The 19803-nt window shown below is 69.6% G+C and carries 18 protein-coding genes, 1 tRNA gene and 1 other RNA gene; 9 read left to right on the top strand and 11 right to left on the bottom strand.

Features of this window, described 5'->3' with window-relative positions; all coding sequences use genetic code 11:
* Window positions 1-23: 23 nt before the first annotated feature.
* Window positions 24-704, top strand: a complete 681-nt coding sequence (locus tag ACFO6Q_RS11940; protein WP_380021289.1) for an HAD family hydrolase — start codon at window positions 24-26, stop codon at window positions 702-704.
* 62 nt (window positions 705-766) lie between these two features.
* A complete protein-coding gene (locus ACFO6Q_RS11935) occupies window positions 767-1741 on the top strand; it encodes a GNAT family N-acetyltransferase (RefSeq protein ID WP_380021287.1) in 975 nt (324 codons plus the stop codon).
* 156 nt (window positions 1742-1897) lie between these two features.
* Here the strand turns inward: ACFO6Q_RS11935 and crp are convergent, their stop codons facing one another.
* Window positions 1898-2536: a cAMP-activated global transcriptional regulator CRP gene (crp, locus tag ACFO6Q_RS11930; RefSeq protein WP_380021285.1), complete on the bottom strand. Its 639-nt coding sequence runs from the start codon at window positions 2534-2536 to the stop codon at window positions 1898-1900.
* 379 nt (window positions 2537-2915) lie between these two features.
* Between crp and speD the strand changes: the two genes are divergently transcribed.
* A complete protein-coding gene (gene speD, locus ACFO6Q_RS11925; protein ID WP_380021283.1) occupies window positions 2916-3701 on the top strand; it encodes an adenosylmethionine decarboxylase in 786 nt (261 codons plus the stop codon).
* A gap of 88 nt (window positions 3702-3789) precedes the next feature.
* On the opposite strand, the gene coq7 is transcribed toward speD, so the two are convergent.
* Both coq7 and ACFO6Q_RS11915 read right to left on the bottom strand, forming a co-directional pair.
* On the bottom strand, window positions 3790-4434 hold the full coding sequence (coq7, locus tag ACFO6Q_RS11920) for a 2-polyprenyl-3-methyl-6-methoxy-1,4-benzoquinone monooxygenase (protein WP_380021281.1): 645 nt from the start codon (window positions 4432-4434) through the stop codon (window positions 3790-3792).
* Window positions 4431-5675 carry a (Fe-S)-binding protein gene (locus ACFO6Q_RS11915; protein ID WP_380021279.1) on the bottom strand — a complete coding sequence of 415 codons (1245 nt, stop codon included), beginning with the start codon at window positions 5673-5675 and terminating at the stop codon, window positions 4431-4433. Before ACFO6Q_RS11915 ends, coq7 begins: the two co-directional genes overlap by 4 nt.
* Before the next feature lie 125 nt (window positions 5676-5800).
* On the opposite strand from ACFO6Q_RS11915, the gene rplM reads away from it, so the two are divergent.
* The 3 genes from rplM to ACFO6Q_RS11900 all read left to right on the top strand — a co-directional run bounded on the left by rplM (window position 5801) and on the right by ACFO6Q_RS11900 (window position 6767).
* On the top strand, window positions 5801-6235 hold the full coding sequence (gene rplM / locus ACFO6Q_RS11910) for a 50S ribosomal protein L13 (RefSeq protein ID WP_380021277.1): 435 nt from the start codon (window positions 5801-5803) through the stop codon (window positions 6233-6235).
* Between the two features lie 52 nt (window positions 6236-6287).
* The gene (gene rpsI, locus ACFO6Q_RS11905) at window positions 6288-6680 is read left to right on the top strand and encodes a 30S ribosomal protein S9 (RefSeq protein ID WP_380021275.1); all 393 of its coding nucleotides are present in this window, start codon (window positions 6288-6290) and stop codon (window positions 6678-6680) included.
* Between the two features lie 12 nt (window positions 6681-6692).
* A tRNA-Gln gene (locus ACFO6Q_RS11900) sits at window positions 6693-6767 on the top strand.
* Between the two features lie 111 nt (window positions 6768-6878).
* Here the strand turns inward: ACFO6Q_RS11900 and ACFO6Q_RS11895 are convergent.
* The 8 genes from ACFO6Q_RS11895 to ACFO6Q_RS11860 all read right to left on the bottom strand — a co-directional run bounded on the left by ACFO6Q_RS11895 (window position 6879) and on the right by ACFO6Q_RS11860 (window position 16071).
* Window positions 6879-8429 (bottom strand): choice-of-anchor Q domain-containing protein, encoded by a 1551-nt coding sequence (locus ACFO6Q_RS11895; protein ID WP_380021273.1) that lies wholly within the window; start codon window positions 8427-8429, stop codon window positions 6879-6881.
* A gap of 96 nt (window positions 8430-8525) precedes the next feature.
* Window positions 8526-9170, bottom strand: a complete 645-nt coding sequence (gene rpiA / locus ACFO6Q_RS11890; RefSeq protein ID WP_380021272.1) for a ribose-5-phosphate isomerase RpiA — start codon at window positions 9168-9170, stop codon at window positions 8526-8528.
* A gap of 84 nt (window positions 9171-9254) precedes the next feature.
* Complete coding sequence (locus tag ACFO6Q_RS11885) at window positions 9255-9707, bottom strand: EVE domain-containing protein (RefSeq protein WP_380021270.1); 453 nt, start codon at window positions 9705-9707, stop codon at window positions 9255-9257.
* A gap of 56 nt (window positions 9708-9763) precedes the next feature.
* A complete protein-coding gene (locus ACFO6Q_RS11880; RefSeq protein ID WP_380021268.1) occupies window positions 9764-10390 on the bottom strand; it encodes a 5-formyltetrahydrofolate cyclo-ligase in 627 nt (208 codons plus the stop codon).
* A 281-nt stretch (window positions 10391-10671) separates the two neighbouring features.
* Window positions 10672-10860: non-coding RNA, 6S RNA (ssrS, locus tag ACFO6Q_RS11875), on the bottom strand.
* A gap of 7 nt (window positions 10861-10867) precedes the next feature.
* Window positions 10868-11170: a cell division protein ZapA gene (locus ACFO6Q_RS11870; protein WP_380021266.1), complete on the bottom strand. Its 303-nt coding sequence runs from the start codon at window positions 11168-11170 to the stop codon at window positions 10868-10870.
* A 22-nt stretch (window positions 11171-11192) separates the two neighbouring features.
* Window positions 11193-11411: a TIGR02449 family protein gene (locus ACFO6Q_RS11865; protein WP_380021264.1), complete on the bottom strand. Its 219-nt coding sequence runs from the start codon at window positions 11409-11411 to the stop codon at window positions 11193-11195.
* A gap of 88 nt (window positions 11412-11499) precedes the next feature.
* Window positions 11500-16071: an EAL domain-containing protein gene (locus ACFO6Q_RS11860; RefSeq protein ID WP_380021262.1), complete on the bottom strand. Its 4572-nt coding sequence runs from the start codon at window positions 16069-16071 to the stop codon at window positions 11500-11502.
* Between the two features lie 100 nt (window positions 16072-16171).
* Between ACFO6Q_RS11860 and ACFO6Q_RS11855 the strand changes: the two genes are divergently transcribed.
* The 3 genes from ACFO6Q_RS11855 to ACFO6Q_RS11845 are packed head-to-tail and all read left to right on the top strand — an operon-like array spanning window position 16172 to window position 19549.
* The gene (locus ACFO6Q_RS11855; RefSeq protein ID WP_380021260.1) at window positions 16172-16720 is read left to right on the top strand and encodes a UPF0149 family protein; all 549 of its coding nucleotides are present in this window, start codon (window positions 16172-16174) and stop codon (window positions 16718-16720) included.
* Between the two features lie 19 nt (window positions 16721-16739).
* Entirely contained in the window at window positions 16740-18053 is a 1314-nt protein-coding gene (pepP, locus tag ACFO6Q_RS11850) for a Xaa-Pro aminopeptidase (protein ID WP_380021258.1), read from the top strand.
* Entirely contained in the window at window positions 18050-19549 is a 1500-nt protein-coding gene (locus ACFO6Q_RS11845) for an AcvB/VirJ family lysyl-phosphatidylglycerol hydrolase (RefSeq protein WP_380021256.1), read from the top strand. The genes pepP and ACFO6Q_RS11845 overlap by 4 nt, the downstream gene beginning before the upstream one ends.
* Window positions 19550-19803: the final 254 nt, after the last annotated feature.

Below are 19803 nucleotides of genomic sequence, written 5' to 3'. Positions count from 1 at the left end.
CGCCGCAGGCCGTCTCCCGGGGCATGACCGATCCGACCGTCGCCGGCGCGCCGCCGCGCGTCGTGCTGTTCGATTTCGACGGCGTGATCGTGCGCGGCGACTCGTTCGCGCGCTTCGTGCGCGAGCGCTACGTGCGCGCCTGGTGGCGCGCCGTCGCGCTGCTGCCGGCCGCGCCGTTCCTGCTCGCGATGGCGGCGACGCGCGGCGGCCGCCGCCGCGTCCTGCGCGCGGTGGTCGGCTGGGCCTTCGCCGGTATCGGCGAGGACCGCTACCGCGTGCTGGCGCAGGCGTTCGGCCGGACCTTCGCGCGTGATGCACGCAACGTCGTGCGCGCGGCCTGCTCCGCGCTGAATGCGCATCGTCACGCCGGCGACCGCGTGCTCGTCGTCACCGGCTGCGAGCAGACGCTGGCGCGCGCGATCCTCGACGAACTCGGCTTTGCCGGCGTCGAAGTGCTCGGCTCGACCTTCGTGCGGGGGCGGCTGGGCATGCGCCTGGCGCAGCACAACATCCATTTGCGCAAGGCGCACCGTCTCGCCGTGCACGGCATCCGGCCGCCGTGGGAGCGCGTGTACAGTGATTCGCACCACGACCTGCCGATCCTCGCCGCCGCGCGCGAAGCCGTTCTGGTCAACCCGGACCGCACGACGCTGGCGCGCGTGTCGGCGCGGCTCGGCCGCCGGCTTTCCGTCGTCCAGTGGTAGCGCGGCGGCTTGCGTCGCGCCGCCGCCGAGGTTAGCGTAAGCATTTTCGTAAGTGCTTACCTATGAACTTCCTGCACAGCCAGAACGAACTCGCGCTCGGCAGCCGCTTCAAGGCGATCAGCGAGAGCCTGTACGCGGTCGCGAACGCGACCTATCGCGCCAGCGGCGTGAATCTCGACGCACACTGGTTCCCGGTGCTGCGCTACCTGCAGGTGAAGGGGCCGGCCGGCGTGACCGAGATCGCGGCGGCGATCGGGCAGACGCATCCGGCGGTCAGCCAGCTGGCGACGAAGCTGCGCGCGGCGGGCTGGATAACGCGGCGCACCGATCGTGCCGATGCGCGCCGCAGCATGCTCGAACTCAGTGCGAAGGCGGAAGCCGAGCTCGACCGTCTCGGCCCGGTCTGGTGCGCGATCCGGCGCGGCGCGCAGGCGGCGGGGCGGCGCGCTTCCGGCGGCCTGCTCGACGCGCTGGCCGGCTTCGAGACCGACCTCGCCAGCGGCCGCGTCGAGGCGGAGATCCTGGTGCAGCGCGACCGCCTGTTGGCCGCGCAGATCCGCGTGCTGCCGTACCGGCCCGAATGGGCGCCGCATTTCGAGCGCATCAACCTCGAATGGCTGGAGCGCTGGTTCGCGGTCGAGGCGGTGGATCGCGAGATGCTGGCGCGGCCGCAGCAGCACGTGCTCGACCCGGGCGGTGCGATCGTGTTCGCCGAGCTGGACGGCGAGATCGTCGGCACCTGCGCGCTGCTGAAGGAGGCGCCCGGCGTCTACGAGCTGTCGAAGATGGCGGTGGAGAGCGGTTTTCGTGGCTACGGCGCCGGGCGCAAGCTGCTCGATGCCGCGCTCGCCGAATACCGGCGCCGGCGCGGCACGACCTTGTTCCTGGAATCCAATTCGCGCCTCAAGCCGGCGCTCGCGCTGTACGAAAGCGCCGGCTTCGCGCACCGGCCGGCGCCGCGGCCGGGCAGCCATTACCGTCGCGCGGACGTCTACATGGTCTACGAGCCGGAGCGTCGCGCCGCGCGCAAACGATAGTCTGCGTATCGGCAGGCGCGTGAAAAACTCATGGATCCGGCGAGTGTCCGTCTCGGCGGGCGCAGGACGGGCGGTCGGGTCGCCGCTGCAAGGGATGCCCGCGTTCGCGGGCATGACGTCGATGAGGTCGTGCGGGCTCCTGCCCTTGCGTGCCGGCTAGTGCGAGCCGAGCACGACGATGGTCTTGCCGGACACGCTGATCATGCCCTGCTCCTCGAGCTGCTTGAGCACGCGCCCGACCATCTCGCGCGAGCAGCCGACGATGCGGCTGATTTCCTGGCGCGAGATGCGGATCTGCTTGCCGTTCGGATGCGTCATCGCGTCCGGCTCGTCGGTCAGGTCGATCAGCGTCTTGGCGACGCGGCCGGTCACGTCCATGAAGGCGAGCCGGCTGACCTTGCGCGAGGTGTGCAGCAGACGGTTGGTCAGCTGCGAACCGATCGCGAACAGGATCTTCGGACACTCGTCGCGCAGCGGACCTTCGAACAGGCTGAACATGCGCTCGTAGCCGATCTCGGCCAGTTCGCACGGCGTGCGGGTGCGCACCATGACCTCGCGGCGCGGCGTCTCGACGAACAGGCCCATCTCGCCGATGAACTCGCCTCGATTGAGGTAGGCGAGGATCAGTTCGCGGCCTTCCTCGTCCTCCGACGAGACGGTCAGGGAACCGTCTATGACGTAGTAGAGGATGTTGGCCGAATCGCCAGGCCGGATGATCGCGGTCTTGCTGGCATAGCGTCGGCGATGGCAGGCGGCGAGGAAACGCTCGATCGCGTTGCGATCCGGGGTCAGCATGGGAGGCGCCTGCACCCGGTTGATCTCGCGCTGCAAGGTATAACGAAAATCAGCGATCTTGCCCTGTGCTTCCACCAATGTCCCCTTAGCGCCCCTCCGCGATCTGCACCGCGTCACTCCGGAACGCGGGAAGTCCCGACGTTTGCGAGGCCCGGCGTGAGTGGACGTCCCTGCATCTTATTGCATATTCGCGGACGCGTCGCACCTCGGGGGGCGAATCAATCGACGTTGTGTGCACGCAGACACATTTCCCCGCCGGCCGCCGCGGCCGCTGTAAGGAAACTGAAAGCAAGCGCCGCCAGCATCGGTTTCTTCGCGCGGCCGCTTGGCCCATAATCCGCGCCCTCCGAGCCGCCGCCCGTCCTTCAGGTAAACCGCCGTGGTCAAGCCCATTCCGCGCCTGCAGCTGCAGGGTTTCAACAATCTCACGAAGGCGCTCAGCTTCAACATCTACGACATCTGTTACGCAGTGTCGGAGGAGCAGCGCCAGCGCTACATCGAATACATCGACGAGCAGTACGACGCCGATCGCCTGACCCAGATCCTGTCCGACGTGGCCGAGATCATCGGCGCGAACATCCTCAACATCGCGCGCCAGGACTACGATCCGCAGGGCGCCTCGGTGACGATCCTGATCTCCGAGCATCCGATCGTGGACAAGCTCGGCAAGGACATGATCTCCGACGCGGTGGTCGCGCACCTGGACAAGAGCCACATCACGGTGCACACCTATCCGGAGACGCACCCGCACAACGGCATCGCCACGTTCCGCGCCGACATCGACGTGGCCACCTGCGGCGTGATCTCGCCGCTGCGCGCGCTGAACTATCTGATCGACAGCTTCGAATCGGACATCGTCACGATGGACTACCGCGTGCGCGGCTTCACGCGCGACGTGAAGGGGCGCAAGCACTACATCGACCACAAGATCAACTCGATCCAGGACTATCTGGCCAAGCACATCCGCCAGAAGTACGAGATGTTCGACGTCAACGTCTATCAGGAAAACATCTTCCACACGAAGATGCACGTGAAGGACTTCGACCTCGACACCTACCTGTTCGAGGCGCAGGCCGACGACCTGTCGTTCAAGGAGCGCCAGCGCATCGAGCAGCTGCTCAAGCGCGAGATCGAGGAGCTGTTCCACGGGCGCAATCTGATGTGACGCGAGGGCCGAGGGCGCAGGGCTGAAGGCTGAAAGCCGCAACGTGCATGCTTCGCTTCTCCAGCCCTCAGCCCTCAGCCCTCAGCCCTTACACGCGATACGCCACCGTCTTCATGACATTGGACGCGAAACGCATCAGCGTCGGAATCGGTTGCGGCAGGAGGCGGGCGCCGGCGGCGAGCGCGTTGTCCGCATGCCGCGCCTCGTCGTCCTTCATGCGCCGCACGATCGCGCGGCTGCGCTCGTCGCCCGGCGGCAGGGTTTCCAGGTGTTCGCCCAGGTGCGCCTCGACCTGCCGCTCGGTCTCGACGACGAAGCCCAGGCTGAGGCGGTCGCCGACCAGGCCGGCCACCGCGCCGATCGCGTAGGCGCCGGCGTACCACAGCGGGTTGAGCAAGCTCGGCCGGCTGTCGAGTTCTTCCAGGCGCTCGCCGCACCAGGCCAGATGGTCGGTTTCCTCGGCCGCCGCGGCGAGCATCTGCACGCGCATCGAATCCTCGCGCGCGACGGCGGCCTGGCCGAAGTACAGCGCCTGCGCGCAGACCTCGCCAACGTGGTTCACGCGCATCAGGCCGGCGGCGTGGCGCCGTGCCGCGTCGTCCAGTTCGCCGTCCGGCGTATCGCCGGCCGGGGACGGCTGGGACGCCGCGGGAGTGGCGACGAAGATGGTTTCCAGGGCGCGCTCGACTTCGATGAGGACGCGGTCGAGCGGGGACAGGAGGCGTGAGGTCATGACGCCTGATTGTCCAGCTGTTCGGCCAGCAGCACCAGCGGATGCCGTACCCGGGTCGGTGCGGCGCGTTCGCGCAGGCCGATGCCCAGATGCATGCGGCAGCCGATGTTGGTGGTCAGGATGAGGTCCGGACGCAGCGCGGCGGCCTGATCGAGCTTTTCCTCGCGCAGGCGGTCGGCGATGTCCGGAAATTCGAGGAAATAGCTGCCCGCGGCGCCGCAGCAGCGCGGCTGTTCCGGCAGCGGCAACACGGCGAGGTCCGGGATCCGCGCCAGCACGGCGCGGATCGCCGCGGTCTCGCCGACGACGTTGACCTGGCTGCACGGCAGGTGCAGCGCGGCGCGCGCGGCCAGCGGGCGGAAGCGCAGGGCCGCGAAGCCGGCGTCGGCGGCGAGGAAGGCGTGGATGTCGCGTACAGGCATCGGCCCCGCCTCGCCCAGGACCTGATCGCGCAGGTCGGCGTAGCAGCCGCTGGCGCTGACCAGCACGACCTCGGCGCCGCTGCGCTGCAGCTCCACACGCAATGCCGCCGCCTGCGCGGCCGCGCCTTCGAGGTCGCCGGCGTGGCGCTGCAGCGCGCCGCAGCAGGCGTCGGAGGAGGTCGCCACGACCTCGTAGCCCAGCGCTTCGAGCAGGACGTGCGCAGCGGCGAACGTATCGCGGTCGTGGACGCTGGCGACGCAGCCGCGGAACAGCGCGACGCGACCGCGAGTCGCCGGCCCGGGACGTGCGGAACCGAGCCTCGGGCGCGGCGGCGGGGCCGGCTGCGCCTGCGCCAGCCGCCGCAGCGGCGATGCCTTCGGAAGCAGCCGCGCCAGCCGCGGAAGCCAGCGGTCCGTGCGCAGCGCGGCGCCGAGGCGGGCGAGCCGGGTCGCGAGACGCGGATCCTGCAGCCAGCGCCGGATCCGGCCGGGCGCCGGCCGCCGGTCGCGCAGGGCGGCGCGGGTGTCGACGAGAATCCGGTCGTATTGCACCTGCGAGGGGCAGACCTTCTGGCACGACAGGCAGCCCAGGCAGTGGTCGAGATGGGCCAAGGCGAGCGGGCCGGGGTCCAGCGTGCCCAGGGCCAGGCCGCGCGCCAGGGCGATGCGGCCGCGCGGCGATTCGGCCTCGGTCGCCTCGACCCGGTAGGTCGGGCAATGCGGCAGGCACAGGCCGCACATCACGCACTGGTCGGTCAGGGCGAGCAGGCGCGAGTCGAGGGCGGAGGGAAGCGTGGGAGCGCCGGGCATGGGTTTCATGCTAGCATCGCCTGCTTCACCGGACGGGTGCGCGGGGTTGCCAGACCGGCACTCTTCCGCTATTCTCCCGCGCCCTCATTTCGCCGGGCCCGCTTGCGCAGGGGCCGAACCAGAGTCTTCCGGATATGAAAACGATCAGCGCCAATGCTGAAACCGTCAAGCGTGATTGGTACGTCGTCGACGCCACCGACAAGACGCTCGGCCGCCTGTGCACCGAACTCGCGCACCGCCTGCGCGGCAAGCACAAGACGGTCTATACGCCGCACGTGGACACCGGCGACTACCTCGTCGTGATCAACGCCGAAAAGGTCGCGGTCACCGGCAAGAAGCTCGACGACAAGAACTACCATCGTTTCACCGGCCACATCGGCAACCTCAAGACGACCTCGCTGAAGGACATGCTGGCCAAGCATCCCGAGCGTGTCATCGAGATCGGCGTCAAGGGCATGCTGCCGAAGAATCCGCTCGGTCGCGCGATGTACCGCAAGCTCAAGGTCTACGCCGGCGCCAACCATCCGCATGCGGCGCAGCAGCCGCAAGTCCTGAACATCGACGCGTAAGAGAGCCCGGGCGATCCCGCACGGACTTTCCATCATCAAGCAGATCAAGCACATGGCCATTCAACAGAACTACGGTACGGGTCGTCGCAAGTCCTCCGCTGCGCGCGTGTTCCTGCGCAAGGGCAGCGGCAGCATCGTCGTCAACGGCAAGCCGCTGGACGAGTTCTTCGGTCGCGAGACCTCGCGCATGATCGTGCGCCAGCCGCTCGAGCTGACCCAGAACCAGGACAAGTTCGACGTGCTGGTCACGGTCGAGGGTGGTGGCATGACCGGCCAGGCCGGTGCGATCCGCCTCGGTATCGCGCGTGCGCTGGTCGAGTACGACGAGACCCTCAAGTCGCCGCTGCGCCGTGCCGGGTTCATGACCCGTGACGCGCGCGAGGTCGAGCGCAAGAAGGTCGGTCTGCACAAGGCGCGTCGCGCCACGCAGTACTCCAAGCGCTAAACTGTCAGCCACAGCCCCGTCGCCAAGCGGTAAGGCACCTGACTCTGACTCAGGCATTCGGTGGTTCGAATCCATCCGGGGCTGCCAAACATGGTCCGGCGCATCGATTGCCGAGCGCCCGGAAAGAAAAACGAAAGCCCGCCTCTCGGCGGGCTTTTGCTTTTTGCGGGAATCGCTGCGCGAACGTGTAGCGGCGCGTCAGTGTCGCCGTCGGCCCCTGCGGCTGCCGGCGGCGAGGCCGAGCAGGGCGGTCAGCATTGCGGCGGCCCAGGCGGAAAAAGCCGGCACCGGCTTGGGCGGAGCGGCCACGGCCGGCTGCCATTCGTAGGCGCCGATGTCGGCGGCTGCGCCGTAGATGCGCGCGAACGGACCTCCGCGCTGGTCGGAGGCGAGTCCGCCGGGATTGCTGCCGGCGTCGACGGCGGGGCTGTCGGGGTGCAAGGCGTGCGTGCGCGTCACGCCGCCGTTCGAGGCCAGCGGGCCGAGCTGCGGATCGGTGTCGAGCGTATCGGGGGGCAGGGTCAGCAGGGCACCATGGCTTCCGATCAGGCTGTTAGCGCCCTCGATCGTCGTCGCCATGGCCGGCGAGGAGGGGTTCGCCCCGTTGCCGATGTCGTGTCCGGTATCGCCGTTCGTCTGGCCGTCGACCACGTTGCCGAAGACGATGCTGCTGCGGAAATAGGAGCCCGGCGCATTGATCCAGACGCCGCCAGCGTCGAGGCCGGCGTGATTGAAGGCGATCGTGCTGTTGTCCAGCTGCAGCGTCGAGGGCCAGCGCATGAATAGGCCGCCTCCCAATTCGGCTTGGGCTTGGTTACTCGAAATCGTGCTGTTGGATACGACGAGATTGACGAAGGAGGCGACACCGCCACCGCGACCTTGACTGAAATTCGAGTCGATGGTCGAGTTGTAGATGGTGCCGCCGATGATCGCCATCAGGCCGCCGCCGATTCCGTAAGGGTCGAACGGCGGGGTGGTCTGATAGTCGGCGCGATTGCCGGTGATCGTGCTGTCGGCGATGGAGACGACGTAGGCGTAGGCGCCGCCGCCGAACGCGGCGGTGGTCGCCTGATCGAGCCGACCGGCGGCGAGATTGCCGCTGATCGTGCTGTTCTTCATCAGCAGGGCGTACGAGAACGTGCCGCCACCGTAGGAGCCGACGCCGACCGCACGGCAGTCGCGCACCACGGCATGATCCAGGCTCAGATAGCTGCGTGCGGCGATGCAGCCGCCGAAGGCCACGTCGTGACCGGTGGCACGGTAGTAGCCGCCGCTGACCGTCAGCTGCTCCAGCGTCAGCGTGCCGAATCCGTAGTGGATGAACAGACGGTCGCGGTCGCCGCCGTCGATGATCGTACGCGCCGGACCGTCGCCCCTCAGCGTGAGATTGTCGACCTCGATCGGGATCGCACCGGTTTCGAGCGTGATGCGGCCGCACCGCAGCTGGCTGAGATCGACCGTGTCCGACTCGCCGGCTGCGACGATCGTGGCGCGCAGCGAGCCCGGGCCGTCGTCGCTGCAGTTGGTGACGATACGCGTGGCCGCGCTCGGCGTGGCCGGTACCGGGCGGCGACCCGGTTCGGACAATGAGCCGAACAGCGGCCACACCGGTTCGCTGCGCAGTCGCGCCCAGGGCTGGTCGGCGGCCACGGCTGCCGGCGCGGCCGCCGCCGTGAACGAGAGGCCGGCCAGTGCAGCAGCCAGTCGTCGGCGCCGGTACGGCGCGAGGCACGGCAGAAAATTGTTCATGCGGCGGTTCCCTGGGGCAGACTGCAACGGGGCAATACTTTCAGGAACGCAGATTCGACGCCGAAACGGACAGAGGCCGGTCCGCGACGGAACGGATCAGCGCATTTCCTCGGAACCGATCAGCACGATGTCGGCCGGACGCTGCGCGAACAGCCCGACAGTGACGACGCCGGCGATCTGGTTCAGTTCGCGCTCCATCTCGGCCGGCCGTTCGATGCGCCAGCCGTGCACGTCGAGGATCCAGCAGCCGTTGTCGGTGACGACGCCGTCGCGCCAGACCGGATTGCCGCCGCGCTTGACGATTTCCCGCGCGACGTAGCTGCGCGCCATCGGCACGACCTCGACCGGCAGCGGGAAGCGGCCGAGCGCGTCGACGCGCTTGGCGGCGTCGATGATGCAGACGAACGTCTTCGCCGCCGCGGCGATGATCTTCTCGCGCGTCAGCGCGCCGCCGCCGCCCTTGATCAGGCAACGCTGCGCGTCACATTCGTCGGCGCCGTCGACGTAGAGGGGAATGTCGCCGGTCGAGTTGAGATCGAGCACCGGTACGCCGCGTTCCTTCAGCAGTCGCGTCGACTGCTCGGAGCTGGACACCGCGCCCTCGATGAGATGCTTGCGTTCGGCCAGCGCGTCGATGAAATGGGCGACGGTCGAGCCGGTGCCGACACCGACGACCATGCCGTCCTCGACGTAGCGCATCGCGGCACGGCCGGCCAGGCGTTTTTCCTCGTCCTTCGACATCGGATCTTCCTCGGATGATGGTCTGGGAAACGGTATCGGATCGCCGGCACCAGGCCGCAAGGGCGGTGCAGCGGTGCGCGCGGCTCATTCGAGCGCGAGGATGTGGCTCCACTGCGCCTTGGTCACCGGCAGCACCGACAGGCGGTTGCCGCGCTGGAGCAGGGCGAAGCCTTCGAGCCTGGCCTGCTGCTTGAGTTCGTCGAGGCCGATCGTGCGGCCGAGCTTGCGCTTGAAGGCGACGTCGACCAGCATCCAGCGCGGATTCTCCGGCGTGCTCTTCTCGTCGTAATAGTCACTCTTGCGGTCGAACTGGGTCGGGTCCGGATAGGCGTCGGACGCGACCTCGGCGATGCCGACGACGCCGGGCTCGGGGCAGCTGGAGTGGTAGAACAGCACGCCGTCGCCGACGTGCATGCCGTCGCGCATGAAGTTGCGCGCCTGGTAGTTGCGCACGCCCGTCCAGGGTTCGGTCTTCGCGCGCGCCAGATCGTCGATCGAGAACGCGTCGGGCTCGGATTTCATCAGCCAGTAATGCATGGGTCCGCCGCGATAGCCGCCGGGAAGCGGACTTTAGCAGCCGGACCTCGTCGCGATCACGCCAGCGGCGGCGTCAGGTCGACCAGTTCACGTTCGGTCGCGACGTAGTCCAGGCTCACGTCCCACGGCATCGCGTCGATCGCCTCGACCTCCTGCATCGCGTAGCCGACACCGACCAGCACCGGCTTGCCGACGTCGCTGCGCTCGCGCAGGAATTCGAAGCTGCGGTCGTAGTAGCCGCCGCCGAAACCGAGCCGATGGCCGCGCCGATCGAAACCGAGCAGGGGCAGCAGCACGACATCGATCTGCGATGGCGACAGCAGGTCGGCTTCGACCGCGACCGGTTCGGGGATGCCGTAGCGATTGGGCACGATCTCCACGCCAGGTCGCCACGGCGCGAAGCGCAGGCGCCGATCCGCACCGGCGACGGGCAGATGGTAGATCTGGTCGCGCGCACGCAGCCCCGGCATCACCCCGAGCAGCGGCAGCTCGCCGCCGATCGCCCAGTAGCCGGCGACGCGCCGGTCGGTGAGGAACTCGGGAATCCGCTCCAGCTGCGCGACCAGCCCGTTCGCCGCTGCAATGCGCTCGCTCGCCGACAACGCCTCGCGCTGCGATCGCAGTTCCTTGCGCAACGCGGCGCGCGGATCGGCAGACGCTGGAGAAGGGGAGGGATCGGTCATGCGTTCGACCTCGATCTTCTGCCGTCAGACCAACTCGCGACGACATTCATCGAGGGCAGCTATCTGTTGAGAAGTGCGGCCATGGATGGCCGCTGGTGGATCATACGAAGAATCGCGCTGCACGAATGCACAAGGCTTTCGCAGCAGCGATCAAGGACGATCGCAGAAATCCATGAAAAGTGCGGCCATGGATGGCCGCTCTGGACGCTCCGAAGCCGGGAACCCGCCAGAGCGCGATTCGCAAACATCGAAGTAGCGTTCAAGGACGAACGCAAAAAAAGATGTCCTCCGCCTGAGCCGGTGCGCATCGAACGACCTTGATCCCTGGGATCAGGTGGGAGGGCTTGCGTGACCTTAAGGCTTTCCGCTCGAGAGCGGACATGCACACGGGTCTTCGCTTCGCCGTCCCGGGGTCGTCTATAGGAACAAGGCAATATGTAAGAGTGCGCTGCCGGGCACCGCAGAGGACACCCGCGGCTATTGTATGGAGCCGGGCAGCGCGCGTTCAAGCTTCGCGTGCAGGGCTTGCAACTTCTCCGCCAATTGCGCGGACTCGGACGATTCGCGCTGGCGCGCGCCGAGCAGCTCGTGGCTGATGTTCAGCGCGGCGAGGATCGCGATGCGATCGAGCGTGGCCGTGCGCGCGTTGTTGCGCATCTCGCGCATCTTGCCGTCGAGATAGCGCGCCGCGGCGAGCAGGCCCTCGCGTTCTTCCGGCGTGCAGGCGATCAGGAATTCGCGATCGAGGATGCTGACCGAGACCGGTTGGCTGGCGCTCATCGCGATGGCCCTGCGTGGCGGATCATGCGTGATTGTGTTCCAGCGACTTGAGGCGCACGATCATCGCCTCGACGCGTGCCCGCGCCTGCTCGTTGCGGGCGATCAGCTGGGCGCGCTCGAGACTGAGCTGCTCCTGGCTGTGGCGCAGGCTGCGGTTTTCCTCCTGCAGCGTGCGGCACAGGTCGAGCAGCCGATCGACTCGGTCCCCCAGTGTCAGCAGGCTTTCCAGGTGCGCGGACATGCGGCGAATATAGCATCGGGATTCGTCGCTGCGTGAGACGCTCCGCAGGGCGCGCGGAAACGGCCGGGACGGGCTTTCCGGGCGGGTCTCAGGCCTGGCCGAGGGCCACGCGGCGCCGCTGCGCGCGGTCGATCAGGAAGTTCAGGCACTGCTGCGGCGGCAGCGGCGGCGCCAGCCAGTGGCCCTGCACTTCGTCGCAGTCCTGTTCGCGCAGGTATTCGACCTGCTCGGCGATCTCCACGCCTTCCGCCACGACGTTCAGACCGAGCGAATGCGCCATCGCGATTACCGTCGCGGTGATCGCCTCGTCGTCGGGATCGGTGGTGATGTCGCCGACGAACTCCTTGTCGATCTTCAGCGCGTCGATCGGCAGGCGCTTGAGATAGCTCAGAGAGGAATAGCCGGTGCCGAAGTCGTCGATGGCCAGGGTCAGGCCGATGGCCTTGAGCCGGCGCAGCGTGGTGATCGACTGCTCGGCGTTGGCCATGACCATGCTCTCGGTCAGTTCCAGTTCGAGCTGGTTCGGCGCGATGTCGTGCTCGGCGAGCACGTCGCACAGGCGCTGGATCAGGTCACCGCGCAGCAGCTGCGCGACCGAGACGTTGACCGACATCGTGATGTCGCCGACGCCGACCTCGCGCCAGCGCGCGAGCTGCGCGCAGGCCTGCGCAACGACCCAGTCGCCGATCTCGAGGATCAGCCCGGTCTCCTCGGCGAGCGGAATGAACACGCCGGGCGAGACGTCGCCGAGCTCGCTGCTGCGCCAGCGCAGCAGCGCCTCGACGCCGGTGACGCGCTCGTCGAGCAGGGACAGCTTGGGCTGGTAGACCAGCGACAGCTCGTCGCGCTCGAGCGCCTTGCCGAGCGCGGCGACCATCGTCGCGCGCAGGCGCGCGGCCGCGTCCATCGCCTCGGTGTAGACCATGTACGTCTTGCGGCCGCGTTCCTTGGCCTGGTACATCGCCGTGTCGGCGAACTTGAGCAGGTCGCTGGGCACCTGGCCGTGGTCGGGGTACAGGCTGACGCCGATCGACGGCGAGATCACCACTTCCTGCCCGCTGTCCAGTTCCAGCGGCTGCTCGAAGGCGGCGATGATCTTCTCGGCCACGCGCTCGGCCTCGGCGCTGCTGAGGATGTCCTCGATCACCACCGTGAATTCGTCGCCGCCGATGCGCGCCACCGAATCGCCCTCGCGCACGACCTGGCGCAGCCGGTTTCCGGCCGCCTTCAGCATGCGGTCGCCGGCGGCGTGCCCCATCGAATCGTTGACGTGCTTGAAGCGGTCGAGGTCGAGGAACAGCACGCCGATCCTGCGCCCGGCGCGGCGTGCGCGGACGATCGCGTGCCCGATGCGCTCGCTGAGCAGGGTGCGGTTCGGCAGGCCGGTCAACGCGTCGTAGTTGGCCAGGTAGCGCAGCTCCTGTTCGGCGCGCTTGCGGTCGGTGATGTCGGAGATCACGCTGACGAAGTGCGTGCGCTGGCCGCCGGCGTCGCGCACCTCGGCGATCTCGATCCAACTGAGGAACTCGTCGCCGTCCTTGCGTCGCTGCCACAGTTCGCCGCGCCAGTGGCCGGCGCGCACGACCGCTTCGCGCATCGCGGCGTAGTGCTCGGCGGAATGCTGCGAGCAGTTCAGCAGGGCGGTCGGCTGCCCGGCCACTTCTTCCTCGCGCCAGCCGGTGATCCGCGTGAACGCCGGGTTCACGTTGACGAAGAGGAACTGCGGATCGGTCACCGCGACGGCCTCGGCCATGCTGCGGATGACTTCCTCGGCGATGCGCCGCTGGCGCTCGGCCGCGCGCGTGGCGGTGATGTCGCGCGCGGTGCCGCACATGCGCGTCGGCTGGCCGTCCTCGTCGCGCTCGACGATCTTGCCGCGGGCGATCACCCAGACCCAGTCGCCGTGGGGATTGCGCTGGCGGTGCTCGGACTCGAGCGTGTCGGTCTTGCGGTTGATGTGGTCCTCGAGCCGGCGTTCGACCGCCGGCAGGTCGTCGGGGTGGATGTTCGCGCGGAACCACTCGTAGGCGTAGACGCGCGAGTCCTTCGGCCCGCGCTCGAGCGGATTGGCCGAGCCGGTCACCGTGAACAGTCCGCGCGGGATGTCCCAGTCCCAGAACGCGTCGCCCGAGCCCCACAGCGCCAGGCGCAGGCGGTCCTCGCGTTCGCGCAGTCCCTGGTGGTAGCGCTCCTGCTCGACGCGCCCGCGCCGCCACGCGTGCCAGCCGAGCAGCGCCGCCAGCATCGTGGCGAGCAGATAGAACGTCTTCGCCGGGAGGCTCTGCCACCACGGCGGCGCCACGCGCAGTTCGAGCGTGGCCGCCTGCTCGTTCCAGTAGCCGTCGTGGTTGCTGGCGCGCACCTTGAAGCGATAGGTGCCGGCGTCGAGATTGGTGTAGGTCGTCTCGTGGCGCGTGCCGGCGTCGATCCAGCGCTCGTCGAAGCCCTCCAGCCGGTAGGCGAAGCGGTTGCGCTCCGGGGCAGTGAAATCGAGCGCCGCGAACTCGATGTGCACGACGCGATCGGACACCGCCATGCGGATCGGCGTACCCGGCCGCGGCGCCTGCGGCGCGGCGCTGCCGGTGCGCACGCTGGTGAAGACCACCGGCGCGGCGTAACGGCTGCCGGAAATCGTCTGCGGCAGGAACAGGTTGAAGCCGTTGACGCCGCCGAAGGCGAGGCGGCCGTCGGGCAGCGCGGCGACTGCGCCGCCGTTGAATTCCATGTCCTGCAGGCCGTCGGCCAGCGTGAACGTGCGGAACGTGCCGCTCGGCCGGTCGAACGAGGCGATGCCGCGGTTGGTGCTCAGCCACAGCCGGCCCATCGCATCGCTGCCGATCGCGTAGACCGAGCGGTTCGGCAGGCCGTCGCGCGTCAGCCAGCGCGTGAAGCGCGCCGTCTGCGCGTCGAGCGCGTCGAGGCGGTTGAGGCCCGACTGCGTGCCGATCCAGAGCACGCCGTCGGCGCTCTCGTGGATCGAGCGGACCAGGTTGCCGGCCAGCGAGTGCGCGTCGCCGGGTTCGTTGCGGAACAGGCGCACCTCGCGCGAGGCTGGATCGAGCAGGTTCAGCCCGGCGGTGGTGCCGACCCAGAGGCGGCCGTCGCGCTGTTCGTGCAGCGCCAGCACGCGGTCGCTGCCCAGTCCGCCGCCGGCGCGGGCGGCGCCGGTCTCGCGGTACGTCTGCCACGTGCCGTCGGCCGGGTCGTAGCGCAGCAGGCCGCCGCCGAGCGTGCCGATCCACAGCCGGCCGTCGCGCGCCCGCAGCAGGCTGCGCACGGCCGTCTTCGGAACGCCCGCCGCACCGGACGGATCGGACGGCAGGAAATCGAGCGTGCGGCGCGCCGGATCGAACAGCGCCACGCCGACGTCGGTGCCGACCCACAGTCGTCCGCCGCCGGCGTCGGCGAAGGCGAGCACGACGGCCGGGCGGCCGCCGTCCGCGGCGCGCGCGGCGAGCAGGTCGCCGTAGTCGTCGAAGCGGTTCGCGGCGACGTCGTAGCGCTTGAGTCCTTCATCGCCGGTGCCGAGCCAAAGGCCGCCGTCCGAATCCGGATACAGGGCGCGCACGTAATTGGAGGCGGTCGGCTTGCGTCCCGGCGAGCGGTCCAGGACGTGCTGGAACGCGGTGCCGGCCGGATCGGTGCGGGTCAGGCCGCGCTCCACGGTGCCGATCCAGACCAGGCCGGAGCGGTCCACGGTGAGGCCGGTGATCACCGCGTCGGGCAGGCCGCCGGCGAGGCCGTCGCGCGCGGACAGCCACTGCGTGTGGCCGGAGGCCGGATCGAACAGCGCGATGCCTTCGTGCGGCACTGCCAGCCACAGGCGGCCGCGTGCGTCCTCGATCAGGGAGGTGACCGGCCGTTCGCCCTGTTCCGGCCAGATGCGTTCGGCACCGCTGCCGTCGGCGGCGATCCGGTAGACGCCGCGCGGCGTCGCCGCGAGCAGGTCGTGCGCGTGGTCGACCAGAAGGTCGCTGGCCGCTTCGATCGACGTGGCGACCGCTTCGGGCGCCTGCGCCTGCGGCGCCAGCCGCAGCAGGCCGGTCGAGGTGGCGAGCCAGAGGTTGCCGTCGTCGGTGCGCCGCATCCGGCGCGGCAGCGAAGGCTTGCCGCCGGCTTCGAGCCGCCAGGCGCGCAACAGGCGTGCGCTGTCCGGCTCGACCAGCAGCAGCGCGGCATCGCCGGCGATCCACAGACCTTGCGCGTCGACCTGCAGCGCGCGCACGTTCGACCAGCCGGGCGGCAGCTCCTGCGTGCGGGTGATCGCGACGCGATGGAAGTGTCCGTCGGCGGCGTCGCGGCGGATCAGGTCGCCGTGCGTTCCAACCCACAGGTTGCCGCCGGCGTCCTCGGCCAGCGCGGTGATGCTGTCCTCGGGCGGGCCGTCGGGATCGTCGCCGGAATGCTCGAAGGTCTCCAGCGCGTAGCCGTCGTAACGCTGCAGGCCGCCGATCGTGCCGATCCACAGGAATCCGGTGCGGTCCTGCAGCACCGCGGTCACGGTGTTCTGGACCAGCCCGTCCTCGGTGGCCAGGGTCTGGAAATAGAACTCGCGCCGCAGCGCTTCACCGCCGGCCAGGGCCGGCAGCGCGACGAAGGCGAACGCCAGCCAGCGCCAACACCGGAGCGAGCGACGGGATGGCGGCGACGAGCCCCTCATGCGCGGGTATTTCAGGTTGCGAGTGTCCGGAGTGTAGGCAAACGCGGGCGGCGACGCCACGCGTGCGGTTACACTGACCGCGACGACGACCGCCGATCCGATGGATCCGACCAGCCTGACCCACGCCGAATTGACCGACGCGCTGCGCGCCTTGCGCCTGGGCGTCGACGCCAGCGACCTGCACGGCTCGCTCAGCGGCTACCTCTGCGCCGGCGGCGAAGCCGGCAGCGACGACTGGACCGAAGCGCTGCAGCTGGGCTTCGACGAACCCGAGCTCGCGCGCAACCGCACGCTCGAGCGGCTCTACCGCGAATGCCGCGCGCAGTTCGCCGAGCAGCCGGCCAGCGTCGATCCGCTGCTGCCGGCCACCGCGGCCGGACTGCCGCGCCGCGCCGACGCGCTGATCGAATGGTGCCGCGGCTTCCTCGGCGGCGTCGGCCTGTCCGGCGCGACGTCGCGGACGGACCTGTCCGCCGACGCGCGCGAGATCCTCGCCGACCTGGGCATGATCGCCGCGTCCAGCCTCCAGTACGCCGATGCGCGCGACGACGAGCGCGCGCTCGACGAGGTGCTGGTGTTCGTCCGCGCCGGTGCCGCCATGCTGCACCGCGAGCTGAGCCAGCGCGCCCGAGCGCGCGCCCTGCATTGAACCGGGAACCGTCGGATCGATGATCGAGCAGAAGGAATACAAGCGCCGCCGCCGCCAGCTGATGCGCATGGCCGGCGCGGACGCGATCGCGATCGTCGCCGCCGCGCCCGAGCGCGTGCGCAACAACGACGCGCACTATCCGTACCGCCAGGACAGCGACTTCCACTACCTCACCGGCTTCGGCGAGCCCGAGGCGGTGCTCGCGCTGGTGCCCGGCCGCGCGCACGGCGAGGCGATCCTGTTCTGCCGCGAGCGCGACCGCGAGCGCGAGCGCTGGGACGGCCCGCGCGCCGGCACCGAAGGCGCGGTGTCGCGCTACGGTTTCGACGACGCGTTTCCGATCGACGACATCGACGACATCCTGCCCGGCCTGATCGAGGGACGCCGGCGCGTCTACTACCACTTCGGCCGCGACACCGAGTTCGACCTGAAGCTGATCGGCTGGGTCAATCGCGTGCGCGCGCTGGTGCGCCAGGGCGCCAAGCCGCCGCACGAGTTCGTCGCGCTGTCGCACCTGCTGCACGACCTGCGCCTGTACAAGTCGCGCGCGGAACTGGCCCTAATGCGGCGTTCGGCGAAGATCGCCGCGGCCGCGCACGTGCGCGCGATGCAGGCGACGCGGCCGGGCATGAACGAGCACGAGGTCGAGGCCGAGCTGCTGCACGCGTTCCGCAAGCAGGGCGCGGTGCCGAGCTACGAGCCGATCGTCGGCGGCGGCGCCAATGCCTGCGTGCTGCACTACCGCGCGAACGACGCGCCGCTGCGCGGCGGCGACCTGCTGCTGATCGACGCCGGCGCCGAATACCAGTGCTACGCCTCCGACATCACGCGCACGTTCCCGGTCAACGGGCGCTTCGGCGCGGAGCAGCGGGCGCTGTACGACGTCGTGCTCGCCGCGCAACTCGCGGCGATCGACGAAGTGCGCGCCGGCCGGCCGTTCGACGCCTACCACGAAGCGGCGGTGCGCACGATCACGCGCGGGCTGCTCCGGCTCGGCCTGCTCGGCGGCACGCTGGAGCGGAACCTGCGCGAGCATTCCTACCGCAAGTTCTACATGCACAAGACCGGGCACTGGCTCGGCCTGGACGTGCACGACGTCGGCGACTACCGCGTCGACGGCGAGTTCCGCGTGCTCGAACCGGGCATGGTGGTCACCGTCGAGCCGGGCCTGTACGTCGCGCCCGACGCGAAGGGCGTGCCGGCGAAGTTCCGCGGCATCGGCATCCGCATCGAGGACGACGTCGTCGTCACCCGGGGCGAACCGGAGGTGATGTCGGCCGACGTGCCGAAGGACGCGGACGCCATCGAAACGCTGATGGCGGCGGCCGGATGAGCCGGCGCGGCCGGATCGTCGCTGCGCTACTGGCGCTGGCGCTGGTGCCAGGGCTGAGGGCCGAGGGCCGAGGGCTGGATGGAGCGCTCGCGGCGGCGGAAGGCAATTCCGGTCCGGCCGGCACAGCCCCCGCTATCCAGCCCTCAGCCCTGAGCCCTCAGCCCTCCACACTCAGCCCCCAGCCCTCCACACTCGACTACGGCCTGTTCGGTCCGCTGCACCTGAGCCGGCCGCCGGGCGCGATCGCGCACACCGCGCTGCTGGTGTCCGATCGCGACGGCTGGAGCGCGCGGCAGGACGGACTGGCCGACGCGCTCGCGCGGCAGGGCGTGCTGGTGGTCGGCATCGACCTGCCGGCGTACCTGAAACGCATGCAGGCGATCGCCTCGGACAAGTGCTCGTATCCGTCGGCGCACTTCGAGGAGGTCGCGCACTGGATCGAGCGCCACGAGGGACTGTCCGAGTACGCCGTGCCGCTGGTGGTCGGCGACGGCACCGGCGCGACGTTCGCCTACGCGATGACCGCGCAGGCGCCGGCCGGCACCTTCGAGGGACTGATCACGCTCGGCTGGGATGCCTCGCTGCGTTTTTCCAAGGTCTTGTGTGCCGGCGACGCCGGCGCGATGACGGTCGCCGACGGCGACGGCTTCCGCGTCGAGCCGGTGGCGAAGTTTCCGCTGCCGTGGCGGCCGCAGCCGTTCGCGCGCGGCGCGCGCGTCGACGGCATCGGCACGGCGCTCGCATCGGCCTGGCGCTTCGTCGGCCAGCTGTGGCCGGTGCTGGCCGAACCGGCTGCGCAGGCCGGACTCGCGCGCGCCTACGCACGCATGCAGGCGGGCGCGGCCTCGGGAGCGCTGCCCGACGACGTGGCCGACCTGCCGCTGATCGAGATCGAACCGACCGCGCCGGCCGCGGGACCGGTCGACGTCGCCGTCATGCTGACCGGCGACGGCGGCTGGGCCGGGCTCGACCGCGGCGTCGCCGACGCCCTCGCCGCGAAGGGCATGCGCGTGGTCGGCTTCTCGACGCTGAAGTTCTTCTGGCAGAAGCGCACGCCCGAAGCGACCGCGCAGGCGCTGGCGCGGGTCATCGCGCACTACGGCAAGAGCGATGCGCAGGCGCGCTTCCTGCTGATCGGCTACTCGTTCGGCGCGAGCCTGGTGCCGGTCGTGCTCAACCGCCTGCCCGACGAGCTGCGCCGGCGCGTGCGCGGCGGCGCGATGATCTCGCCGGACGACGAAGCCGTGTTCGAGATCCACGTCGGCGACTGGTTCGGATCGACGCACCACGACGAGGCGCTGCCGATCGCGCCGGAGATCGCGGCGTCGAAGGTGCCCCTGCTGTGCGTGCACGGCGCCGACGAGGACGACAGCCCCTGCCGCAAGGCGCAGCCGGCGATGCGCGCGGCGAGCCTTCCCGGCGGCCATCACTACGACGGCGACTACGACGCGCTCGGCGCGCTGCTCGTGCGCGAACTCTCCGCCGCGTCGCCGTGACGCAACCGCGCGCGACGGCGCGCGTGACCGGTGATTCAACACGGCGGCGTGTCGATGCGAAGTGAAAAAATCCCCTTGTGGACCTGTAAGAACGTGCAGGTCTCCGCCGCCTCCGCCGCAGCCTAAGCTGCCCGCATCGTCGGCGACGAAGGGGGGCGTCCGTACGAGGCAAGACGCGAGGCGGCGCGCACGGCGCCGTGCTTTCTGGCCTGTTGCGGATGCCGATCGAGAGCGCTCCGCGACCCGTCTGCGCA

This window comes from Dokdonella ginsengisoli (assembly GCF_042652785.1).
In the GTDB taxonomy this organism is placed as follows: Bacteria; Pseudomonadota; Gammaproteobacteria; order Xanthomonadales; family Rhodanobacteraceae; genus Dokdonella_A; species Dokdonella_A ginsengisoli.
The sequence above is the reverse complement of the archived record's forward strand: the minus strand, read 5'-3'. Positions and strand labels throughout refer to the sequence as shown.

Excerpts from the sequence above, each read along its gene's own strand:
- rpsI (WP_380021275.1), top strand. The coding sequence starts at position 6,288 with ATGGCCATTCAACAGAACTACGGTACGGGTCGTCGCAAGTCCTCCGCT.
- rplM (WP_380021277.1), top strand. The coding sequence starts at position 5,801 with ATGAAAACGATCAGCGCCAATGCTGAAACCGTCAAGCGTGATTGGTAC.
- ACFO6Q_RS11895 (WP_380021273.1), bottom strand. The coding sequence starts at position 8,429 with ATGAACAATTTTCTGCCGTGCCTCGCGCCGTACCGGCGCCGACGACTG.
- ACFO6Q_RS11935 (WP_380021287.1), top strand. The coding sequence starts at position 767 with ATGAACTTCCTGCACAGCCAGAACGAACTCGCGCTCGGCAGCCGCTTC.
- ACFO6Q_RS11845 (WP_380021256.1), top strand. The coding sequence starts at position 18,050 with ATGAGCCGGCGCGGCCGGATCGTCGCTGCGCTACTGGCGCTGGCGCTG.
- ACFO6Q_RS11855 (WP_380021260.1), top strand. The coding sequence starts at position 16,172 with ATGGATCCGACCAGCCTGACCCACGCCGAATTGACCGACGCGCTGCGC.
- ACFO6Q_RS11870 (WP_380021266.1), bottom strand. The coding sequence starts at position 11,170 with ATGAGCGCCAGCCAACCGGTCTCGGTCAGCATCCTCGATCGCGAATTC.
- ACFO6Q_RS11940 (WP_380021289.1), top strand. The coding sequence starts at position 24 with ATGACCGATCCGACCGTCGCCGGCGCGCCGCCGCGCGTCGTGCTGTTC.
- coq7 (WP_380021281.1), bottom strand. The coding sequence starts at position 4,434 with ATGACCTCACGCCTCCTGTCCCCGCTCGACCGCGTCCTCATCGAAGTC.
- ACFO6Q_RS11865 (WP_380021264.1), bottom strand. The coding sequence starts at position 11,411 with ATGTCCGCGCACCTGGAAAGCCTGCTGACACTGGGGGACCGAGTCGAT.
- pepP (WP_380021258.1), top strand. The coding sequence starts at position 16,740 with ATGATCGAGCAGAAGGAATACAAGCGCCGCCGCCGCCAGCTGATGCGC.
- ACFO6Q_RS11915 (WP_380021279.1), bottom strand. The coding sequence starts at position 5,675 with ATGAAACCCATGCCCGGCGCTCCCACGCTTCCCTCCGCCCTCGACTCG.
- rpiA (WP_380021272.1), bottom strand. The coding sequence starts at position 9,170 with ATGTCGAAGGACGAGGAAAAACGCCTGGCCGGCCGTGCCGCGATGCGC.
- crp (WP_380021285.1), bottom strand. The coding sequence starts at position 2,536 with ATGCTGACCCCGGATCGCAACGCGATCGAGCGTTTCCTCGCCGCCTGC.
- ACFO6Q_RS11880 (WP_380021268.1), bottom strand. The coding sequence starts at position 10,390 with ATGACCGATCCCTCCCCTTCTCCAGCGTCTGCCGATCCGCGCGCCGCG.
- ACFO6Q_RS11885 (WP_380021270.1), bottom strand. The coding sequence starts at position 9,707 with ATGCATTACTGGCTGATGAAATCCGAGCCCGACGCGTTCTCGATCGAC.
- ACFO6Q_RS11860 (WP_380021262.1), bottom strand. The coding sequence starts at position 16,071 with ATGAGGGGCTCGTCGCCGCCATCCCGTCGCTCGCTCCGGTGTTGGCGC.